Source organism: uncultured Enterovirga sp. (assembly GCF_964242715.1).
In the GTDB taxonomy this organism is placed as follows: domain Bacteria; phylum Pseudomonadota; class Alphaproteobacteria; order Rhizobiales; family Beijerinckiaceae; genus Enterovirga.
This window is the reverse complement of sequence record NZ_CAXTAZ010000025.1, coordinates 20,015-36,888: the sequence shown is the minus strand read 5'-3', so window position 1 is coordinate 36,888 and position 16,874 is coordinate 20,015. Positions and strand designations below refer to the sequence as shown.

Annotated in this window: 15 protein-coding genes; 5 read left to right on the top strand and 10 right to left on the bottom strand. The window is 65.9% G+C overall.

Translation table 11 applies throughout. From position 1 onward, the window contains the following. The first annotated feature begins 30 nt into the window (after positions 1–30). Together ACFE87_RS13720 and ACFE87_RS13715 are read left to right on the top strand one after the other, a co-directional pair. Positions 31–2,097 carry a glycosyltransferase gene (locus ACFE87_RS13720; RefSeq protein WP_375460202.1) on the top strand — a complete coding sequence of 689 codons (2,067 nt, stop codon included), beginning with the start codon at positions 31–33 and terminating at the stop codon, positions 2,095–2,097. Positions 2,098–2,224: 127 nt separating this feature from the next. After that, a complete protein-coding gene (locus tag ACFE87_RS13715; protein ID WP_375460201.1) occupies positions 2,225–3,142 on the top strand; it encodes a class I SAM-dependent methyltransferase in 918 nt (305 codons plus the stop codon). Positions 3,143–3,179: 37 nt separating this feature from the next. Here ACFE87_RS13715 and rfbD read toward each other — a convergent pair whose 3' ends face one another. From rfbD to ACFE87_RS13685, 6 genes are all read right to left on the bottom strand, one after another. After that, complete coding sequence (rfbD, locus tag ACFE87_RS13710; RefSeq protein ID WP_375460200.1) at positions 3,180–4,046, bottom strand: dTDP-4-dehydrorhamnose reductase; 867 nt, start codon at positions 4,044–4,046, stop codon at positions 3,180–3,182. Next, the gene (gene rfbC, locus ACFE87_RS13705; RefSeq protein ID WP_375460199.1) at positions 4,043–4,585 is read right to left on the bottom strand and encodes a dTDP-4-dehydrorhamnose 3,5-epimerase; all 543 of its coding nucleotides are present in this window, start codon (positions 4,583–4,585) and stop codon (positions 4,043–4,045) included. The genes rfbD and rfbC overlap by 4 nt, the downstream gene beginning before the upstream one ends. Continuing rightward, positions 4,585–5,844 (bottom strand): methyltransferase domain-containing protein, encoded by a 1,260-nt coding sequence (locus tag ACFE87_RS13700; protein WP_375460198.1) that lies wholly within the window; start codon positions 5,842–5,844, stop codon positions 4,585–4,587. The genes rfbC and ACFE87_RS13700 overlap by 1 nt, the downstream gene beginning before the upstream one ends. A gap of 25 nt (positions 5,845–5,869) precedes the next feature. Next, complete coding sequence (gene rfbG / locus ACFE87_RS13695; RefSeq protein WP_375460197.1) at positions 5,870–6,958, bottom strand: CDP-glucose 4,6-dehydratase; 1,089 nt, start codon at positions 6,956–6,958, stop codon at positions 5,870–5,872. After that, positions 6,943–7,716 carry a glucose-1-phosphate cytidylyltransferase gene (gene rfbF / locus ACFE87_RS13690; protein WP_375460196.1) on the bottom strand — a complete coding sequence of 258 codons (774 nt, stop codon included), beginning with the start codon at positions 7,714–7,716 and terminating at the stop codon, positions 6,943–6,945. Before rfbF ends, rfbG begins: the two co-directional genes overlap by 16 nt. Before the next feature lie 102 nt (positions 7,717–7,818). Next, the gene (locus ACFE87_RS13685; RefSeq protein ID WP_375460195.1) at positions 7,819–8,037 is read right to left on the bottom strand and encodes a hypothetical protein; all 219 of its coding nucleotides are present in this window, start codon (positions 8,035–8,037) and stop codon (positions 7,819–7,821) included. 350 nt (positions 8,038–8,387) lie between these two features. On the opposite strand from ACFE87_RS13685, the gene ACFE87_RS13680 reads away from it, so the two are divergent. Then, positions 8,388–8,594: a hypothetical protein gene (locus ACFE87_RS13680; protein WP_375460194.1), complete on the top strand. Its 207-nt coding sequence runs from the start codon at positions 8,388–8,390 to the stop codon at positions 8,592–8,594. Between the two features lie 15 nt (positions 8,595–8,609). On the opposite strand, the gene ACFE87_RS13675 is transcribed toward ACFE87_RS13680, so the two are convergent. Together ACFE87_RS13675 and ACFE87_RS13670 are read right to left on the bottom strand one after the other, a co-directional pair. Further along, positions 8,610–10,910, bottom strand: coding sequence for a putative bifunctional diguanylate cyclase/phosphodiesterase (locus ACFE87_RS13675; protein WP_375460193.1), 2,301 nt, complete (start codon positions 10,908–10,910; stop codon positions 8,610–8,612). 259 nt (positions 10,911–11,169) lie between these two features. Beyond that, positions 11,170–12,111 (bottom strand): enoyl-CoA hydratase-related protein, encoded by a 942-nt coding sequence (locus tag ACFE87_RS13670; protein ID WP_375460192.1) that lies wholly within the window; start codon positions 12,109–12,111, stop codon positions 11,170–11,172. 297 nt (positions 12,112–12,408) lie between these two features. On the opposite strand from ACFE87_RS13670, the gene ACFE87_RS13665 reads away from it, so the two are divergent. Continuing rightward, on the top strand, positions 12,409–13,872 hold the full coding sequence (locus ACFE87_RS13665; protein ID WP_375460191.1) for an amidase: 1,464 nt from the start codon (positions 12,409–12,411) through the stop codon (positions 13,870–13,872). Next, on the top strand, positions 13,869–14,132 hold the full coding sequence (locus tag ACFE87_RS13660) for a hypothetical protein (protein WP_375460190.1): 264 nt from the start codon (positions 13,869–13,871) through the stop codon (positions 14,130–14,132). Before ACFE87_RS13665 ends, ACFE87_RS13660 begins: the two co-directional genes overlap by 4 nt. Before the next feature lie 28 nt (positions 14,133–14,160). On the opposite strand, the gene ACFE87_RS13655 is transcribed toward ACFE87_RS13660, so the two are convergent. Together ACFE87_RS13655 and ACFE87_RS13650 are read right to left on the bottom strand one after the other, a co-directional pair. Next, entirely contained in the window at positions 14,161–15,123 is a 963-nt protein-coding gene (locus ACFE87_RS13655; RefSeq protein ID WP_375460189.1) for a Bug family tripartite tricarboxylate transporter substrate binding protein, read from the bottom strand. A gap of 50 nt (positions 15,124–15,173) precedes the next feature. Continuing rightward, complete coding sequence (locus ACFE87_RS13650; RefSeq protein ID WP_375460188.1) at positions 15,174–16,817, bottom strand: thiamine pyrophosphate-binding protein; 1,644 nt, start codon at positions 16,815–16,817, stop codon at positions 15,174–15,176. Between the last annotated feature and the right edge of the window lie 57 nt (positions 16,818–16,874).

Below are 16,874 nucleotides of genomic sequence, written 5' to 3'. Positions count from 1 at the left end.
CGGTCAGAAACCCGAGCCACGAGACAGGTCATGTCATTGAATGCGAGTGCCAAACAGGCAGGTTTTCGAGCGCTTGCGCGCTTTATTCCGCTTCGCCTGAAACTGCGCATCCTCGAGATCCTGGCCCGGTTCTTGGGCGGGAAATCCTACGGCGCCCTCCCTGGTTTGAAGAATGGCAGATACCGACTGACGATCCCGGATTCGAATGTGCCGCTCGTCTTCGCTAACAGGACGGTCCGCATCTATGGTTGGGCGGTCGACCTGGACGAAGGAACGATCATTCCGCTCCGAGTTCGAAGCCACCACGGCATCGTCGAACCGCAACTGGTGCATAGGCCAGACCTCGTCACCGCGTTCACCTGCTATGCACCCTTGCCGAGCCGATGCGGCATAGACCTTACTGTCCCAGTCTCGTTCGGCCTCTCGCTGCTTCGCGTCCAGGCATTGCTGCCCGATGGTCAATGGGCGACGATCCTGCGCTTGCTGGCAGTGTCCGGGACTGCTCGGAGAGCGAACGCGGGCGCCGCAGTTGGATCCGTTACGGGGACCAGCACTGGCACAGAGAGACCGACATCCGCCTTGCGGCAGGGTCCCAGCTTTACGATCATCATCGACGACGTTGGCCGAAGCGATCTCGCCTCCACCCTGGCCTCGATCGACGGACAGACATATGCGGCCGGCGAGATCATCGTCCTCGGCCCGACTACCAGCGTGTCCAGGTACAGGAGGGCCGAGAGCTTCGAAGAGGCAGTCCGCACGTCAGCACACACGTTTGTCCTACCACTGCGGTCTGGGGACCGGCTGAGGGCCGATGCGCTCGATCAACTCGCCCGCGCGGCGGTGGCGAACAACGATCCGGATGTCGTCTACGCCGACGAGGACGACGATCAGGCCGGCGAACCCGCGCCTTACTTCAAGCCCGACTGGAGCCCCGACACGCTTGAGGGCTTCAACTACCTTGGAGCGCCGGCGTGTTACCGTACGGAGCTCGTCAGGCTTCTACAGGCCGCAAACCCTTACGACCTGGCGCTGCGTGCAACGGAACTCACCACGAAGGTCGTGCACGTGGAGATCGTTCTCTGCCGCCGCAGCGTGGCCGCGACTGTCGCACTGGATCCAGCGGCGGATAGTGCGGCCCTTGAAGGCCGGCTTCTCCGGACCCAAAGAACCGGTACCGTCGAGCAGTCGTTTCCTGGTTTGGCCTGCTACGAATCCAGGGTCGTTCCCAACGGTACGCCGCTCGTCAGCATCGTCATTCCGACCGCAGCGAGGGAGATCACGGTCGGCAACCGACGCATCGATCTGATCGTGAACTGCCTTCGTGCCATCAAGGGAAGTTCAAGCTACGACAATATCGAGTTCGTGATCATCATTAACTCAGACATTCCGAGCCTGACTCTGGCAACCTTGAAACACCTAGGTTGCACCATCGTACGATACGAACATCCTGTCTTCAATGTAGCAAGAAAGATCAATCTCGGCATTGCACAGGCAAAAGGCGAATACCTCATTTTGATGAACGACGACATAGAGCCAATCTCACCAGACTGGATCGAGTCTCTCCTTTCGCAGGCCCAGAAAAAGCATGTCGGCGTAGTCGGAACGAAGCTCGTCTATCCCGCCGGCGACCTTCAGCATGTCGGCGTGGTCGCGCTGAGAGGCGACCCCGATCATGTCAGGCAACACTACCCCGGCCGAGACCTCGGATATTTTTTCAGCACTGCCGCGCCGAGAAACTACCTGGCTGTGACAGGTGCCTGTACGCTTGTGCGGGCTGATCTGTGTCGCCTTGTCGGCGGTTATACTGAAGAGCTTGGCGTCAGCTTCAACGACGTCGATTTCTGCCTCAAACTGCGGGAACATGGGCTTTTTGTTGTCTACGAACCTCGCGCTCAGCTGACCCACTTCGAGTCGGCCTCCAGGGTGGTCAGCCTCGATGAAGGAGAGCTCGTCACGTTCCGTCGGCGCTGGGGCGATCAGCTGACGCGAGATCCGTTCTACAACCACAGCGCGTTTCCCTCGGCACCTCCTGGTTTCGAGCTCTGGCCGCCAGACATCGAGGACTCGGATCTTCAAAGTGGCCGTCCGGTCCGATGAGGTTTGCGCCACCCTGCCGCCCCACGCTATGTGCGCCTCCCTTGCGGGCGAGCGTCCGCCACTCGGGACGCCACTCGCGGAAGCGACAAATCGCAAGTGTTTGCGCGCGCCCCGATTTGGACCAGCCATGACCCTCTCCACACTATTCTTCGAACATGTGGGCCATCAATCCGACAAATGGGAACAATATCTTGGGATTTACGAGGCCGAACTCGGCTGCTACGTCGACGAGGGCCGGCCGATCAGGCTCCTTGAGATCGGCGTGTCGAACGGGGGTTCACTCGAGATCTGGCGGAAGTTCCTGCCCGAGGGCTCGGAGATCGTCGGCATCGACATCAATCCCGAATGCGGCAAGCTCACCGTCTCGGAGGGCATCGAGGTCTTCGTCGGCGATGCATCCGACAAAGCGACGCTCGACGCCCTTCTGGGGGACCGCAGCTTCGACGTGATCGTCGATGACGGCTCGCACCGCTCGGATCATATCATCTCGACATTCGAGGCGTTGTTTCCCCGACTGCGCGGCGGGGGAAAATACGTCGTGGAGGACCTGCATGCCAGCTACTGGGAAGATTGGGGCGGCGGCTTCCGCAAACCGGGTGCTGCCATCGAATACTTCAAGGACCTGGTGGACGGGCTGAACGCGGATTCCTTTCTCGAAACGCCGGATCTCCCTGTCCTCGAGCGAGCGCGGCTGGAAGGCTTCGGCCGCGCAGCAACTCGGGTCACCTTCTACGATTCCGTTCTCGTCATCGAGCTTCTCGGGACGCCCCGGAGCGCTCCCTATCGGCAGATGTTCGCAGGGGAGACGGCGAAAGTGACCGATCCGGTGCTTTTGCTGATACACGCACCTCTGGCTCGAACGCAGACGATCCTCGTCGGGCAAAGCGCAGCGCGGCACATCGATCGCGTATTGCTGGCCGAGATCGATCGACTGCGCGCCGCCAAACAGGCCGTCGTCGAACTCGACCAGATGAAGCGCTCGACGTCCTGGCGGGTGACCGCTCCGCTCCGGGCCCTGAAACAGTGGTTTGGCCGACCAGCCTAACCGTTGCGAAATGCGCGACGTCTTGGTGCGGGGGCGTTCAACGAGAAGCAGTGAGGAGGTATTCCGAAAGCGCCTCCTGCCACGGCCTTAGCCTCACCCCGAAACCCGCAGCCAATCCGCCGTCCAGCACGGAATAGGCCGGCCTGCGCGCCGGCGCGTAGCGGCCCTCGCGATCGACCGGCACCACGCGCGTCGCCGAGCCGGCCAAGCGATAAATCTCGGCCGTGAAGCTCGCCCAGTCGCATGATCCCGTGTTGGTGAGATGGTAGAGACCGGCCGGCGCCTCTGAGGCCAGAAGGGCCAGGGTAGCGGCCGCGAGATCAGCGGCCGAGGTCGGCGTGCAGCGAAGGTCGGAGCCGATCTCGACCACGTCCCGGCTCCTCGCATCGGCCAGACGGTTGAGGACGAAGTTGCCGGCCTTCTGCCGGCTCGGCGCAAGACCGTACAGGCCGCAGCTCCGGATCACGAAGGCGCCTTCCGGGTGCGCGGCGAGGGCTGCCCGCTCGCCTGCGACCTTCGAGATGCCGTAGCACTGGATCGGATTCGCCGGGTCGGTTTCCCGGTACGGGACCTTGGCCGCGCCGTCGAAGGCATAGTCGGTCGAGACCGTCACGAATCGAGCCCTGGTTGCCTCGCAAGCCTTGGCGAGTGCCGAGACCGCGACGGCGTTGATCGCGAGTGCGTCCGCGAACCGGTTTTCGCACAGGTCGACGACGTGGAAGGCGCTGGCATTCACGACGAGGTCGGGCTTCGCCTCCGCAACCACGCCGGCAAGGCTATTCGGAGCCGCCATGTCGAGCAACTCGCGACCCGGCGCGAGGATGTCCCAGCCGTCCTGCGCCTGCCTCTGAAGTTCGGTCCCGAGCTGGCCGGAACCGCCGACGAGGAGCATGCGCCGCTTCATGGCCGGGACGCATCCGCGAGAAGCGGCCAGGCCCGGTCCTTGTCCGCGATTGCGCCGACCGGGAGGGGCCACCGCACGGCGATCGCGGGATCGTTGTGGCGCACCCCGCTGCCCGCGCCGGGCACGAAGGGGGGCGTGATCGCGTAGGCGATCTCGCTCTCGTCCGTCAGGGTCTGGAAGCCGTGCGCGAACCCGTCCGGGATATACAGCGCGAGCCCGTTCTGGGCCGTGAGCTCGAAGCCGCGCCATTGCCGGTAGGTAGGCTCGCCCTGGCGCAGATCGACGACGACGTCGTAGATCGCGCCCCGGGCGCAGCGTACGAGCTTCGTCTCACCATGGGGCGCGACCTGGAAATGCATGCCCCGCACCGTGCCGCGTGTCGCGTTGTACGAGAGGCTTGCCTGCGGAAAGGCCCTCACCAGACCTTCCCGCGCGAATTCCTCCGCACAGAAGGTCCTCGTGAAATAGCCGCGCTCGTCCGAAAGCCGTTCGGGCGTGACCAGGACGAGACCTGCGAGATCGCTGCGCTCGAAGTGCATCAGAGTATGGCGAGGGCCGGGATCGGCACCACGAACTTGCCGCCCCAGTCCCTGATGAAGGCGAGCTGCTCGATCACCTCGTCGCGAATGTTCCAGGGCAGGATCAGCACGTAATCCGGACGGTCCTCGCGGATGGCCTCGGGCGCCTTCACCGGAATCCTGACGCCGGGAAGGTATCGGCCCTGCTTCATCGGATTTCGGTCGACGGTGTAGTCGAGGAGATCGACGCCGACGCCGCAATAGTTGAGCAGCGTGTTGCCCTTGGCGGGCGCGCCGTAGCCCGCGATCGACGTGCCGGTCTCGCGAAGCTCGATCAGGAAGCGCAGGAGGTCGCGCTTCACCTTGCGGACCTTCTCATCGAACCCGGCATAGCCCTCGGCCCGGTCGTAGCCGCCCGCGACCTCGCGCGCCTTCAGGGCGGCGACGCTCGGCAAGACGGCGAGCGCCTCGTTCGCGGCGTGGCGGGCATAGATCCGGAGCGAGCCGCCATGGGTCGGGATCTCCTCGACGTCGTAGAGCGTGAGCCCCTGGGCGGCGAAGATGCGCTCGGCCGTGTGCAGCGAAAAATACGAGAAATGCTCGTGGTAGATGGTGTCGAATTGCATGCCCTCGACGAGCTGCACGACATGCGGGAATTCCATCGTCACGGTGCCGCCGGGTGCGAGGAGGCGCGCCATGCCGGCCACGAAATCGTTCACGTCCGGCACGTGGGCCAGCACGTTGTTGCCGAGGATCAGGTCCGGCCGTTTGCCTTCGCCCGCCAGCTTGTCGGCCAGGCGGGTGCCGAAGAAATCGACGATCGTCGGGACCCCTTTCCGCTCGGCCGCCCTCGCGACCGTGTGCGACGGGTCGATCCCGAGGATCGGGATTCCGCGCTCCTTCATGTATTGCAGGAGATAGCCGTCATTCGAGGCGAGTTCGACGACGAGGCTGTCGGGGCCAAGGCCGAGCCGCCCGACGATCATCTCGCAATAGGCGCGCGCATGGGCGAGCCAGCTGTCCGAGAAGGACGAGAAATAGACGTAGTCGTCGAAGATCGCCTCGGCCGATTGGTGCTCCGGCAACTGCACCAGGGTGCAGGCGTCGCAGACATAGGTCGTGAGCGGGAAGCTCGCCTCGGCCTTCGACAGATCCTCCGGCCTCAGGAAGGAGTTCGAGGGCGGCGTCGCGCGAAGGTCGCAGAAGACGCGCGAGAGCGGCGCGTCGCAATGGCGGCAGCGCGGCCCGGCCATGGCCGCCGCTGTTACAGGTTCCCTCACGCCTTGGCTCCCTTAGCCGCCGGTTTCATGCTCGGTCGCAGCCGAGGCTCTCATACCGGCTGATCTGGTCGAGCACGAGGCCCGCGGCCGGCTCGCCCGCGAGATGCCGGCGCTGCCACTCGACCGTCCAGGCCAGGGCGTCGCGCAGCCCGAGCCTTGGCTGCCAGCCGAGCCTTGCCCTCGCTTTCGAGGCATCGACCGCGAGAAGACCGGCCTCGTGCGGCTGCGCGCCCTCGACGAGATGCCAGGCCGCCTCCCCGCCCCACAAGTCGACGACTTGGACCACGACGGTCGAGACGGGCTGTACGTCGCCCATGTCCGGTCCGAAATTCCAGGCCTCGGCCGCGCCTGGTCCGCTTTCCCCATACAGGCGCTCGGCCAGCAGCAGATAGCCGCAAAGCGGTTCCAGCACATGCTGCCAGGGCCGGGTCGCGCGCGGATTGCGGATCGGGATCGATTCGCCGCGGCCGAGCGCCGCCAGGCAATCTGGAACCAGCCGATCCGGCGACCAATCCCCGCCGCCGATGACGTTGCCGGCCCGCGCGGTCGCGACGCCGACTCCGCGCGGGCCGAGAAAGGATTGCCGCCAGGCCGCCGTGACGATCTCGGCGCAGGCCTTGCTGGCGCTGTAAGGGTCGTATCCACCGAGCGCGTCGTCCTCGCGATAGGGCCAGACCCATTCGCGGTTCAGGTAGCATTTGTCGGTCGTGACCGAGACCACGGCCTTGACGCACGGGGTGGTCCGAACCGCCTCGAGGACGTTGATCGTGCCCAGCACGTTGGTCGCCACGGTCTCCACCGGCTCGGCATACGAGCGGCGCACGAGCGCCTGCGCGGCGAGGTGGAGGACGATGTCCGGTGCCGCCTCATCGACCAGCCGAGCTACGGCGTCTCGGTCCCGAATGTCCGCCAGGCGGGAGGTGGCATCCTGCCCGATCGCCGCGAGATCGTAGAGGCTCGGAATCGTCGCCGGTGCGAGGGCAAGCCCGAAGGGCTCTGCCCCGAGATGGCGAAGCCACAGCCAGAGCCAGGCGCCCTTGAACCCCGTCTGCCCCGTCAGGAGGACGCGCTTGCCCGACCAGAAGGCGGGATCCGGCCCTACCAGAGCCGCCACGGTGCCGATCCGCTCGCCCAAAGCTCTTCCAGGTGACGCTTGTCGCGCAGGGTGTCCATCGCCTGCCAGAAGCCTTCGTGCCGGAAGCAGTGAAGCTGGCCGTCGGAGGCGAGGCCCTCGAGCGGCGCCTGCTCCCACACGGTCGAATCGTCCGCGACACGGTCGAGGACGCGCGGATGCAGCACGAAGAAGCCGCCGTTGATCCAGCCGCCGTCGCCACCCGGCTTCTCCTGGAAGCCGGTCACCTCGTCGCCCGACATGCGCAAGGCCCCGAAGCGGCCGGCCGGCTGCACGGCCGTCACCGTCGCGTCGCGGCCATGGGATTCGTGGAAGGCGATCAGGGCGCCGATGTCGACGTCGGCAACGCCGTCGCCGTAGGTCATGCAGAAGGGCTCGTCACCGACATAATCCCGCACGCGGCGAAGCCGACCGCCCGTCATGGTCTCGAACCCCGTGTCGATCAGCGTAATCTTCCAGGGCTCCACTTGCCGGCGATGGATCGTGGTCTGATGGAGACTGAAGTCGAAGGTGACGTCCGACAGGTGCAGGCCGTAATTCGAGAAGTATTCCTTGATGATGTATCCCTTGTATCCGAGGCAGACCACGAATTCGTCGATCCCGAAATGGGAGTAGATCTTCATGATGTGCCACAAGATCGGCCGCCCGCCGATCTCGACCATGGGCTTCGGCCTGAGCTCGGTCTCTTCGCTGAGACGCGTTCCGAGCCCGCCCGCCAGAATGACGGCCTTCTTCACCATTCGCCTGTCCTGCCCTGCCAGAGCGGGACGCGATAGCCGGTTTCCTGACCAGCCGCAAAGGCTCTCCGCGAACGGGCGCCCAGCCTCCCGGCCGCCCTCGGATCAGCCCTCCTGGCCGGGCGAGATCAGTTTCGCGAGGGCAGCGGCCACCGCCGGCGTCACGCCCCGCTTATACTTTCGATGGACCATCTGGCCGTTGTGATAGACGTCCTGCTCGACATAGAGCCGTTCGCCGTCCCACCTGAGGATGTGGTCGCTCTCGACGGTTTCCTTCACGCCGAGTGCGGGTCTGAGCAGGGCGTCGTCGCTGCGGGCAGGCATGAGGAGCTCCGTGTCGGGCCCCGGTTCAAGGGCTCTGCCGCTCAGAGGTAAGCGAGACGCCTGCCTCCGTCGAGCCGACGCCTTCGCCTGCAGCGACGCCCGTGTTCCAAGACACAGGACGGCGAGTGCTTCGCGAAATCTTATCTTGACGAGATCACGGCCGCGGTGTTCATGCGTTACGGCAAATGGTTCAAGAACAACTTGACCACGTACAGCGTCGCGATGGATCGGTGACTTCGGAGAACTGGCCTCGGTAGCGAGACCCGTGTTCCGGGACCCGGGCTTCCCGCGAGTGCGGACAGAGGCGGGATGGAATGCCGGACCGGTTCAAGAAGGTGGTGGACCGAATCATGCGCGGCTCGTCCGCGCCGCCGATCATGGCCGATCAGGCGCCGCCGGAACGGCCGGACAGCTTCGGCTGGCTGCGGCGACCCGACCATGATGCTCCGGGCGGCGAGGCCTGGGAATTGCCCGACGGCCGCATCCGGATCATCACGCGGCTTCGGCAAGGAGAGAATGCGGATGTCCGTGGCCGCCCATCCCTCGACAGGGACTGAGCAACACCGTTGCGGTCAGGCTGCGTCCCGGCTGCGGGCCTCGGTCATGGCCTCGAGCGTCTGCGGCCGCCCGAAGAGCCAGCCCTGAGCCTGTTCGACACCGAGCGCGACGATGACGCGCCGCTGCGCCTCGGTCTCGATTCCCTCGACGACGACGCGCATCCCGAATTTCTGCGCTAGCTGACACACCACCTCAATGATGGCCCGCGACGGGCTGTCCGACGTGAGATGCTCGGCGAAGGTGCGGTCGATCTTGACCTTGGAGAAGGGATAGCGGGCCAGATAGGCGAGCGAAGAATAACCGGTCCCGAAATCGTCGAGAGAGAAGCGGACCCCGAGCCGGCGCAAGGTCCGGATCGCCTCCAGCGTGCGCTCCTGATCGGCAATCAGAAGTGATTCCGTCACTTCGAGTTCGAGCCGTTCCGGGCTGAGCCCGCTGATCAGGAGCGCGTCCTTCACGGCATCGATGAGCTTGCTCGGGGTCTTGAATTGGAAGGCCGAGACGTTCACGGCGACGCTGATCTTGTCCGGCCACGTGGTGGCATCGGCGCAGGCTTGCCGAAGCGCCCAGGCGCCCATGCCGACGATCAGTCCGGTCTGCTCGGCGATCGGGATGAAGTCGACCGGCGAGATCGGGCCCTTCTCGGGGTGGTGCCAGCGCATCAACGCCTCGTAGGAGCGCACCTGGTTGGTCCGTGCATCCACGATCGGCTGATAGTTCAGGAAAAGCCGGCCGGTCCGGGTCGCCTCGCGCAGGTCGGTCTCGAGTTCTCGGCGGTGCGACAGGGCGTCGGCGATAGCGGGCGTGTAGAGGATCGCCATGTTGCGGCCCCCGGCTTTGGCGGAATAGAGCGCCATGTCGGCCGACCGCATGAGCTCGCTCGGCTCCGCACCATGTTCCGGCGCGAGCGCGATCCCGATGCTCGCCGTCACCGACACCATCTTGCCCTGGAGGTCGATCGGCTCGGCCAGATCGGCGATCACCCGTTGCGCTAGGGTCAGCGCTATGGACTCGTCTGCGACGTTCACCAGCACCAGGAATTCGTCCCCGCCGAAACGGCCGACCAGACCGCCTTCGGGGATCACGACGAGGAGCCGCTCGGCCAGCTTGATCAGGAGGTGGTCGCCCGCCTCATGTCCCTGGCTGTCGTTCACGACCTTGAAGTCGTCGAGGTCGACATAAAAGAGCGCCAGCTTTCCGTCCGTGTTCACGCCCGCCTTGAGCGACGCCTTCAGGACCTCGCCGAACCGGAACCGGTTCGGCAGTCCCGTGAGGGTGTCGCAATGCGCCATCCGCTCGATTTGCGCCGCGGCGGCTTTCCGAGCCGACACGTCCTCGGTCAGCATTAGGATGCCGCCGTCACCCGTGATCTCGACGGTGACGACATAGGTCCGACCGCTCTCGGACAGCATCTCGCGTTCGCCGCTCTGGGACGATTCGGCCGCCCGCCGGCAGAGATCCTTGAGGTCCGCGACCGAGTAGGGGGTCAGCGTCTGGGCGTGCACCAGGCTCGCGCCGATCTCGTCGACGCCCACTCCGACCGGAACGTCGTCCGCTGATAATCCATAGAGTTCGAGGAATCGGGTGTTCGACACCTCGAGCTTCAGGTCGGGGCCGAACAGGCAGAGCCCATGCGTCATCGAGTTAAGGGCGGAATCGAGCGTCAGGTTCTTGTGCTGCAAAGAGGCTGCGAGGCGCTCCGATCGGCGCATCGCAGCCGCGAGCTGAAGCAGGTTCCGATTGAGCGAGAACACGATCGAGATGTTCGTCAAGATGAACAACACGATGTAGAGCGCGATCACGCTGTAGAAGCGGTCGGATGAGACGAGTAGGCCTGCCGCCATCGGCGCGCAAAAGCAGATCAGCTGCACGATCACGAACCGTGGCCGCCCAGCATTGCGGGCGACGTAGCCCGACGAGAACGAGATCACGATCCCGATCATCATGATGTGGGACGGAACGTTGTGGGTGAAGGCGAGGGCCGCGAAGCTGACCGTACCGATCAGGAGGGAGAACAAAGTCGCCCCGACGAAGTATTCGCGGTCCCACGACCACAAGGCCGAGATGGAAAACCCGCCCGATCGGGCCATCCGGTAGCGGAGGAGTGTGCTCAGGCGGAAGACGGCCACGATCGCAGCCGCGAGCGTGTACCACTTAAACATCTCGTTTTCCGACGCGTACCAGCAGAACAGGGGCGCGAGAGTGCCGACGATCGTTCCGATGACGAGCGTGGTCGGCGAGGAGAACAGGGAGTCGATGAGGACGCGGTAGGCCTGCGGGTTGGCGATCGCGTCGGACGGTGGTCGACCGAGCAAAGACAGAGTCCGGACCTTACCGGTCCGGGTGGTCGGCCTTTGCGTCCCCGATACAGCCACGTAAGACTCCTGCGGAAGCGCCAGCACCCGGCTCGGCAGCTGGGATATCGACGTGAAGCTTCGCGCTACGCAGTCTTGGCAAGTGATCCTTAATGTATCGTGCAGCTTTGCATCAAAGCTTCGTTAGGACGGGCATGCGTGAGGCGGATGCTCGTCGAACCATCGTGCCCCGCCTCGCCTGCCGCCGGCCGATTCGGCCTCAGGACACCGCCGGTGCCTCGACCGGATTCCTGAGCAGTCGCCCCAGCATCCGCTCCTGGGCTGCCGTGATGCGCTGCAGCTTCGAGATCTCGAGCGGGGTGAGCGTCATGATGTGGGACACCCAGGACGCGACTGCCCCTTCGAGAGCACTCGCGAGGTCTCCCGATTGCGCATTGAAGGCTGCAAACAGGGCGACCCTGGCGGCATGGGATGCCTGGGACCCGGCGCAATACCGCCGGATCCAGTCCTCTCCGGAGCCTTTCGGCACGAGCGCGTTCACCACCCCGCGATCGAGGAACTCGGCTGCACTGTAATCTCGGCCGGAGAGAAGGATCTTCTCGGCTTCGACAGCGCCGGTGTGCCTGGACAGGATCGGCACCGCCGAGATCGGGAAGTGGTTATAATTGACCTCAGGATAGCAGAAGGTCGCGTCTTCCTCCGCCACCATGACGTTGCAGCCGCGGGCCGAATCGACGCCTCCGCCCATGACGCGGGCATGCACCGCCGACAGCGTGATTACCGAGCCGTTGAGCCCGTTTCGGCTCATAAGGATGACATCGGAAGCGGCGCGTGCGTAATCGACAAGGCCTGCTTGGTCGTTTCTCGCCAGGCAGTCCAGATAGTAATCGAGATCTCCCCCGAGCGAATACACGCGACCCCGGCTGCGGCAGGCCATGAACAAGATGGGACGGTCGGGCGCCCTGCCCCACATTTCCCAGACGGATATCTGCACCTTCCGGATGCTCTCGATCAGAGGGAGCGTTAAAACAGGCTTCGGCTCGGGCCGAAGCGTGATCCAGAGCAGCTTGTGCTCGGCCTCGTAGGTCAACGAGATCTGCGGGAGCGCGCCAGCCCGCCTCTGCAACGCTTCCAGGACGCCTCCCGACGCCCCGTCGGAGAGATCCGTCCACCGCTCCACCGCCATCGCTGCATCCAACATGGGCCACTCCACCAGCCGTCCTGACACGCAGCTAAGCGCAGAGTTAAGGAGCTGTAAATGCAATCGGAGGAAAAAGGTTAATACAACCTGTCGGATTTTCGTCGTCGTATTTGGAGCTCGGTTTTTAAGTTCTTCGCCTCATCGTTGATGTTTAACATGGTTAAGGTTTCGTAGCCCGGAGTTGCGGAGAGCGGGTTCGGATAGAATGCGCAGAGATCGTGCCATCGGCGGCCCTCCTCTACCGCGCATCACGTGCTAGATGAGGCGCCGAGGCTTAAGCGGCCTGTGGAGCGCAGCATGTCGACTTCCCCGGACATCGCCGAGTGGGACAGCGTCACTCTCTCGGGAGCGATTGCCGACCGACAGATCTCCTGTTTCGAGGCGTTGGACGCATATTTGGCCCGCATCGAACGGCTGAATCCCGTGGTGAACGCGATTGTGTCGCAGCAGGATCCGGCCGGGCTCAGGAAGGAGGCCAAGGCTCGAGACGACGAACTCGCGCGGGGCGTCCGCCGCGGCGTGCTGCACGGCTTCCCGCAGGCCATCAAGGACCTCACGGCGACAAGGGGCATCGCGACCACGCAGGGATCGACGATCTGGCGCGACACCGTCCCGGATGCCGACGCGATCATGGTCGAGCGGATGCGAAGGTCGGGCGCCATCTTTGTCGGAAAGACCAACGTGCCGGAATTCGGGCTCGGCTCGAACACCTTCAATCCAGTCTTCGGGCCGACGCTGAATGCCTACGACCAGAGCCGCACGGCCGGCGGATCGAGCGGCGGCGCCGCCGTCGCCCTTGCGCTCCGCATGCTGCCGGTCGCCGACGGCAGCGACCATGCCGGCTCGCTCCGGAACCCCGCTGCCTACAACAACGTGTTCGGCCTCCGCCCGAGCTACGGACGCGTGCCGGCCGGGGGCGACGAGGTCTTCCTGCCGGCGCTCGGGGTCGCCGGGCCGATGGCCCGCACGGTGCCGGACCTCGCGCTGCTCCTCTCCGTGCAGGCCGGCTACGATGCCCGCATGCCGAATGCGATCGAGGAGGATCCCGCCGTCTTCACCCGCCCGCTTGAGGGTGACGTCCGGGGTCTTCGGGTCGGGTGGCTCGGCGACATGGGGGGCCGGCTTCCGATCGAGGCCGGGATCCTCGACCTCTGCGAGGCGGCGCTCCGGGTCTTCACGGATCTCGGAGCGGAGGTCGAAGCCGCAGCCTTTCCGTTCTCGCCCGAAGCGCTCTGGGAGAACTGGATGGTGCTTCGGGCCTGGACCGTCGCGGAGACGCTCGGGCCGATCTTCGCCGATCCGGCGCTCCGGGCGCAGATGAAACCCGAGGCGCAATGGGAGGCGCAGCGCGGCACCGCGCTCTCGGCCCACGAGGTCTACCGGGCGTCCCAGATCCGCTCGGCCTATTACCAGGCCATGCGGCAGCTGTTCGAGCGCTACGACGTCCTCGTCCTGCCGAGCGCGCAGGTCTTCCCCTTTCCGGTCGGCACGCATTGGCCCAAGACGATCGCGGGCCGCTCCATGGACACGTATCATCGGTGGATGGAGGTGATGATCCCCTTCACGATGGCCAATTCTCCGGCGATCAGCGTACCGGTCGGGTTCGGGCCGGAAGGGCTGCCGATGGGCATGCAGATCGCCGGCCCGAATCATGCCGAGTGGAAGGTCATGCAGGTGGCGCACGCCTATGATCAGGCGACCGGCTGGGTAGCGAAGCGACGGCCGGCATTGCTGCAAGAGAACGAGGGGCGATCGAGATGAAAGACCAGGCCGAGGTTCTGAGAAAGGCGCGCGAGAATTTCGTGCGCAAGCGCCGTGCGATGGCCGAGCAGATGATGCCGGCCGGCGCCGCCGGCTCCCATTTCGCGCCGAACTTCGTCGAGATACAGCTTGCGATCGAGGCGATCGATCGGGCCATCGCCGACGAGGAAGCGCTGCCCGACGATTACGCCGCCCCGTCCGTGATCGAGCTTGCGACGGTGGATGGGGCAAACGTGGACCGGGATTACGATCCGGCGTGACGACATCCAGCCGTGGGCGCGCCCGGTCTCACGGCATCTTGATGCCGGCCTTTTCGACGACCGGACCCCACTTCTCGAGCTCCGACCGGATGAAGGCCCCGAAACCCGGGCCCGCCAGGGTGCTCGGCACGGCGCTGAGCTGACGCAGGCGCTGCTGCACCGCGGGTTCGGCCGCAACGGCGGCGAGTTCGGCGACGAGCCGGTCCGCGATCGGCGCCGGCAGGTCGGCCGGCGCGACGAAACCGAACCACGTCAGGGCCTCGAAGCCGGGCAGCGTCTCGGCCAAGGCCGGCAGGTCGGGAAGTTCCTCGAGCCGTTTCAGCGAACTGACCCCGATTCCCCGCACGGTCCCGGCCTTCACTTGGGACACCGCACTGGCGGCGTTGTCGCAGGCGACCTTCACGTGGCCGGCGATGACGTCCTGGATGACCTGGTTCGAGGCCCTGTAGGCGACGTGCGGGAGCGTGACCCCCGTCTGCGCCATGAGGAGTTCCATGCAGAGATGAAGCGAGGTGCCGACCCCTGAACTGGCAAAACTCTCCCGGCCGGGATTGGCCTTCAGATAGGCGATCAGTTCGGACAGCGTCCTCGCCGGGACGGAAGGATGGACGACGAGCAGGTTCGGCTGCGTCGCCATCAGGTGCAGCGGCTTCAGGTCCCGGGCCGGGTCGAAGGGCATCTTCTCCCGGTAGACATGCGGGTTGATGGCGATCGTGACCGAGGCGACGCCGAGCGTGTAGCCGTCCGGCGCCGCGCGCGCGGTCGCCGCGACCCCGGTATTGCCGCCCGCCCCGGTTCGGTTTTCGATGAGGAATTGCTGTCCCATCCGGGCCGAGAGCCGCTCGGCGAAGATGCGCCCGAGCGCATCCGCCGTGCCGCCGGCCGCGAACGGCACGAGCACGACGACGGGTCGGGCCGGATAGGCCGATTGCGCGGCGGCCGTCACGACGGCCGCGAGCAGGATCGCTGCACCGGCAAGAATGATCCTCATGCGTCTCTCCCCCGCCTTCGATCGCGGCTTTCGGTCCGTCGGTATCGGTTTCAGCTCGGCCTTCGGATCACCGGCGCCGGCACGCGCTCCAGGACGACGTTGATGCAGGCTGGCAGCCCACTCGCGAGCGCCCGCTCGATCGCCGGGCCGAGTTCGGCCGCGGCCGTGACATGCTCGCCATAGCCGCCGAAGGCCTCCACGACGCGGTCGTAGCGGGTCGGCAGGAGTTCGCAGCCATGCGCCCGGTCGGGGCCGTAGAGGCGGAGCTGGATCTGGTGCTCGGCATTCCAAGTCGCGTCGTTGCCGACGACCACCACCATCGGCAGCCCGTTCCGCAGCGCAGTGTCGAACTCGGCGAGGTGGAAGCCGAAGGCGCCGTCGCCCATAACGGCGATCACCGGCGCGCCGGTCGCTGCCCGCGCCCCGACCGCGAAAGGCACGCCCGCCCCGATCGAGCCCGCGACGCCGTTGATGACGCGGCGTCCCTCGCGCCGGATGGTCTGCGGCCATTGGCCGATCTCGCCGCCGTCGCAGCAGAGGATGGCGTCCGGATGCCGCTCCAGCACGATCGCGAGTTCGCGGCAGAGTTCGGCCGGGTGGACACCACACTGCCCCGGCGAGGCGAGGGTCGCCCAGGCGGGCGGGCGATACCGGACCGCGGCCTCGACCTCCTCGCACCAGCCGCCATCGTCGCGAATGAGCGGGTTCATCCGGCCAATCAGGGCTTCGGCCGCCGGAGCCGAATCCGCCGCGGCCCGGACCGTGAGACGGTCGCCTTTCTCGCGGGCGACCCGCTCGATCAGGTCGGGATCGGGATCGACCACGACGAAGCGGCATCCTCCATCGACGAAGGGCGGTTCGCCGAAGCGGATCGTGAAATCGTGCGGCTTGCCGAGCAGCACGATCAGGTCGGCCCGCGCGAGCATTTCGGCGAAGGCTCCGAGACACGGATCGTTGATGCCCCGAGGACTCTCCATGCCGATCGAAGGCACGCCGCTCGCGCGGGCGAGCCGCGCCAGCACGTCGCCCGCGGCGGCGTGGCAGAGGGACGGGCCGGCCAGGATCAGCGGGCGTTCGGCCCTCATGATCTCGGCCGCCACCGACTCGGCATCGGCCGGGTCGAGCGGCTGCGCGACCGGCCGAAAGGCAGCCTCCTCCGGCCAGAGCCGGGGCTCGTCGTCGAGCATCTCGTCGAGGAGGTCGGCCGGCAGGCTGAGATGGACCGGACCGGGCCGTCCCGTCAGCGCGATCCGGACCGCCTCCGCAATCTCGTGCCCGAGCGTCGCCGCCGAGCGGGCCGTCCAGGAGGCCTTCGTGACCGGCACGGCCATGTCGGCCTGTTCCAGTTCCTGGAAGGCGCCGCGCCCGAGTTCACCCAGACCGGCATGTCCGGAGAGAAGGACGAGCGGAGCTTCCGCGGCGAGCGCCGTCGGCAGCGCCGCGACCGCGTTCGTATGCCCGGCCCCGCCCGTCACCAGCGCGATCCCGCATCGGCCGGTCAGCCGCGCGTAGGCGTCGGCCATATGCACGGCCGCCGCCTCGTGCCGGACATGGATCAACCGGAGGCCGGTCCCGATCGCGGCGTCGAAGACCGGCATGATGTGGTTGCCGGAGAGCGTGAAGATGGTCGTGAGACCGGCCCGGTCCAGCACTTGGGCGACGAGGTCGGCACCCCGCAATCGATTGGCCGTCATCACCGGACGCCACTCCCGTCATTCCGGAGGCGGTGACGCCCTCGCCCGTCATTCCGG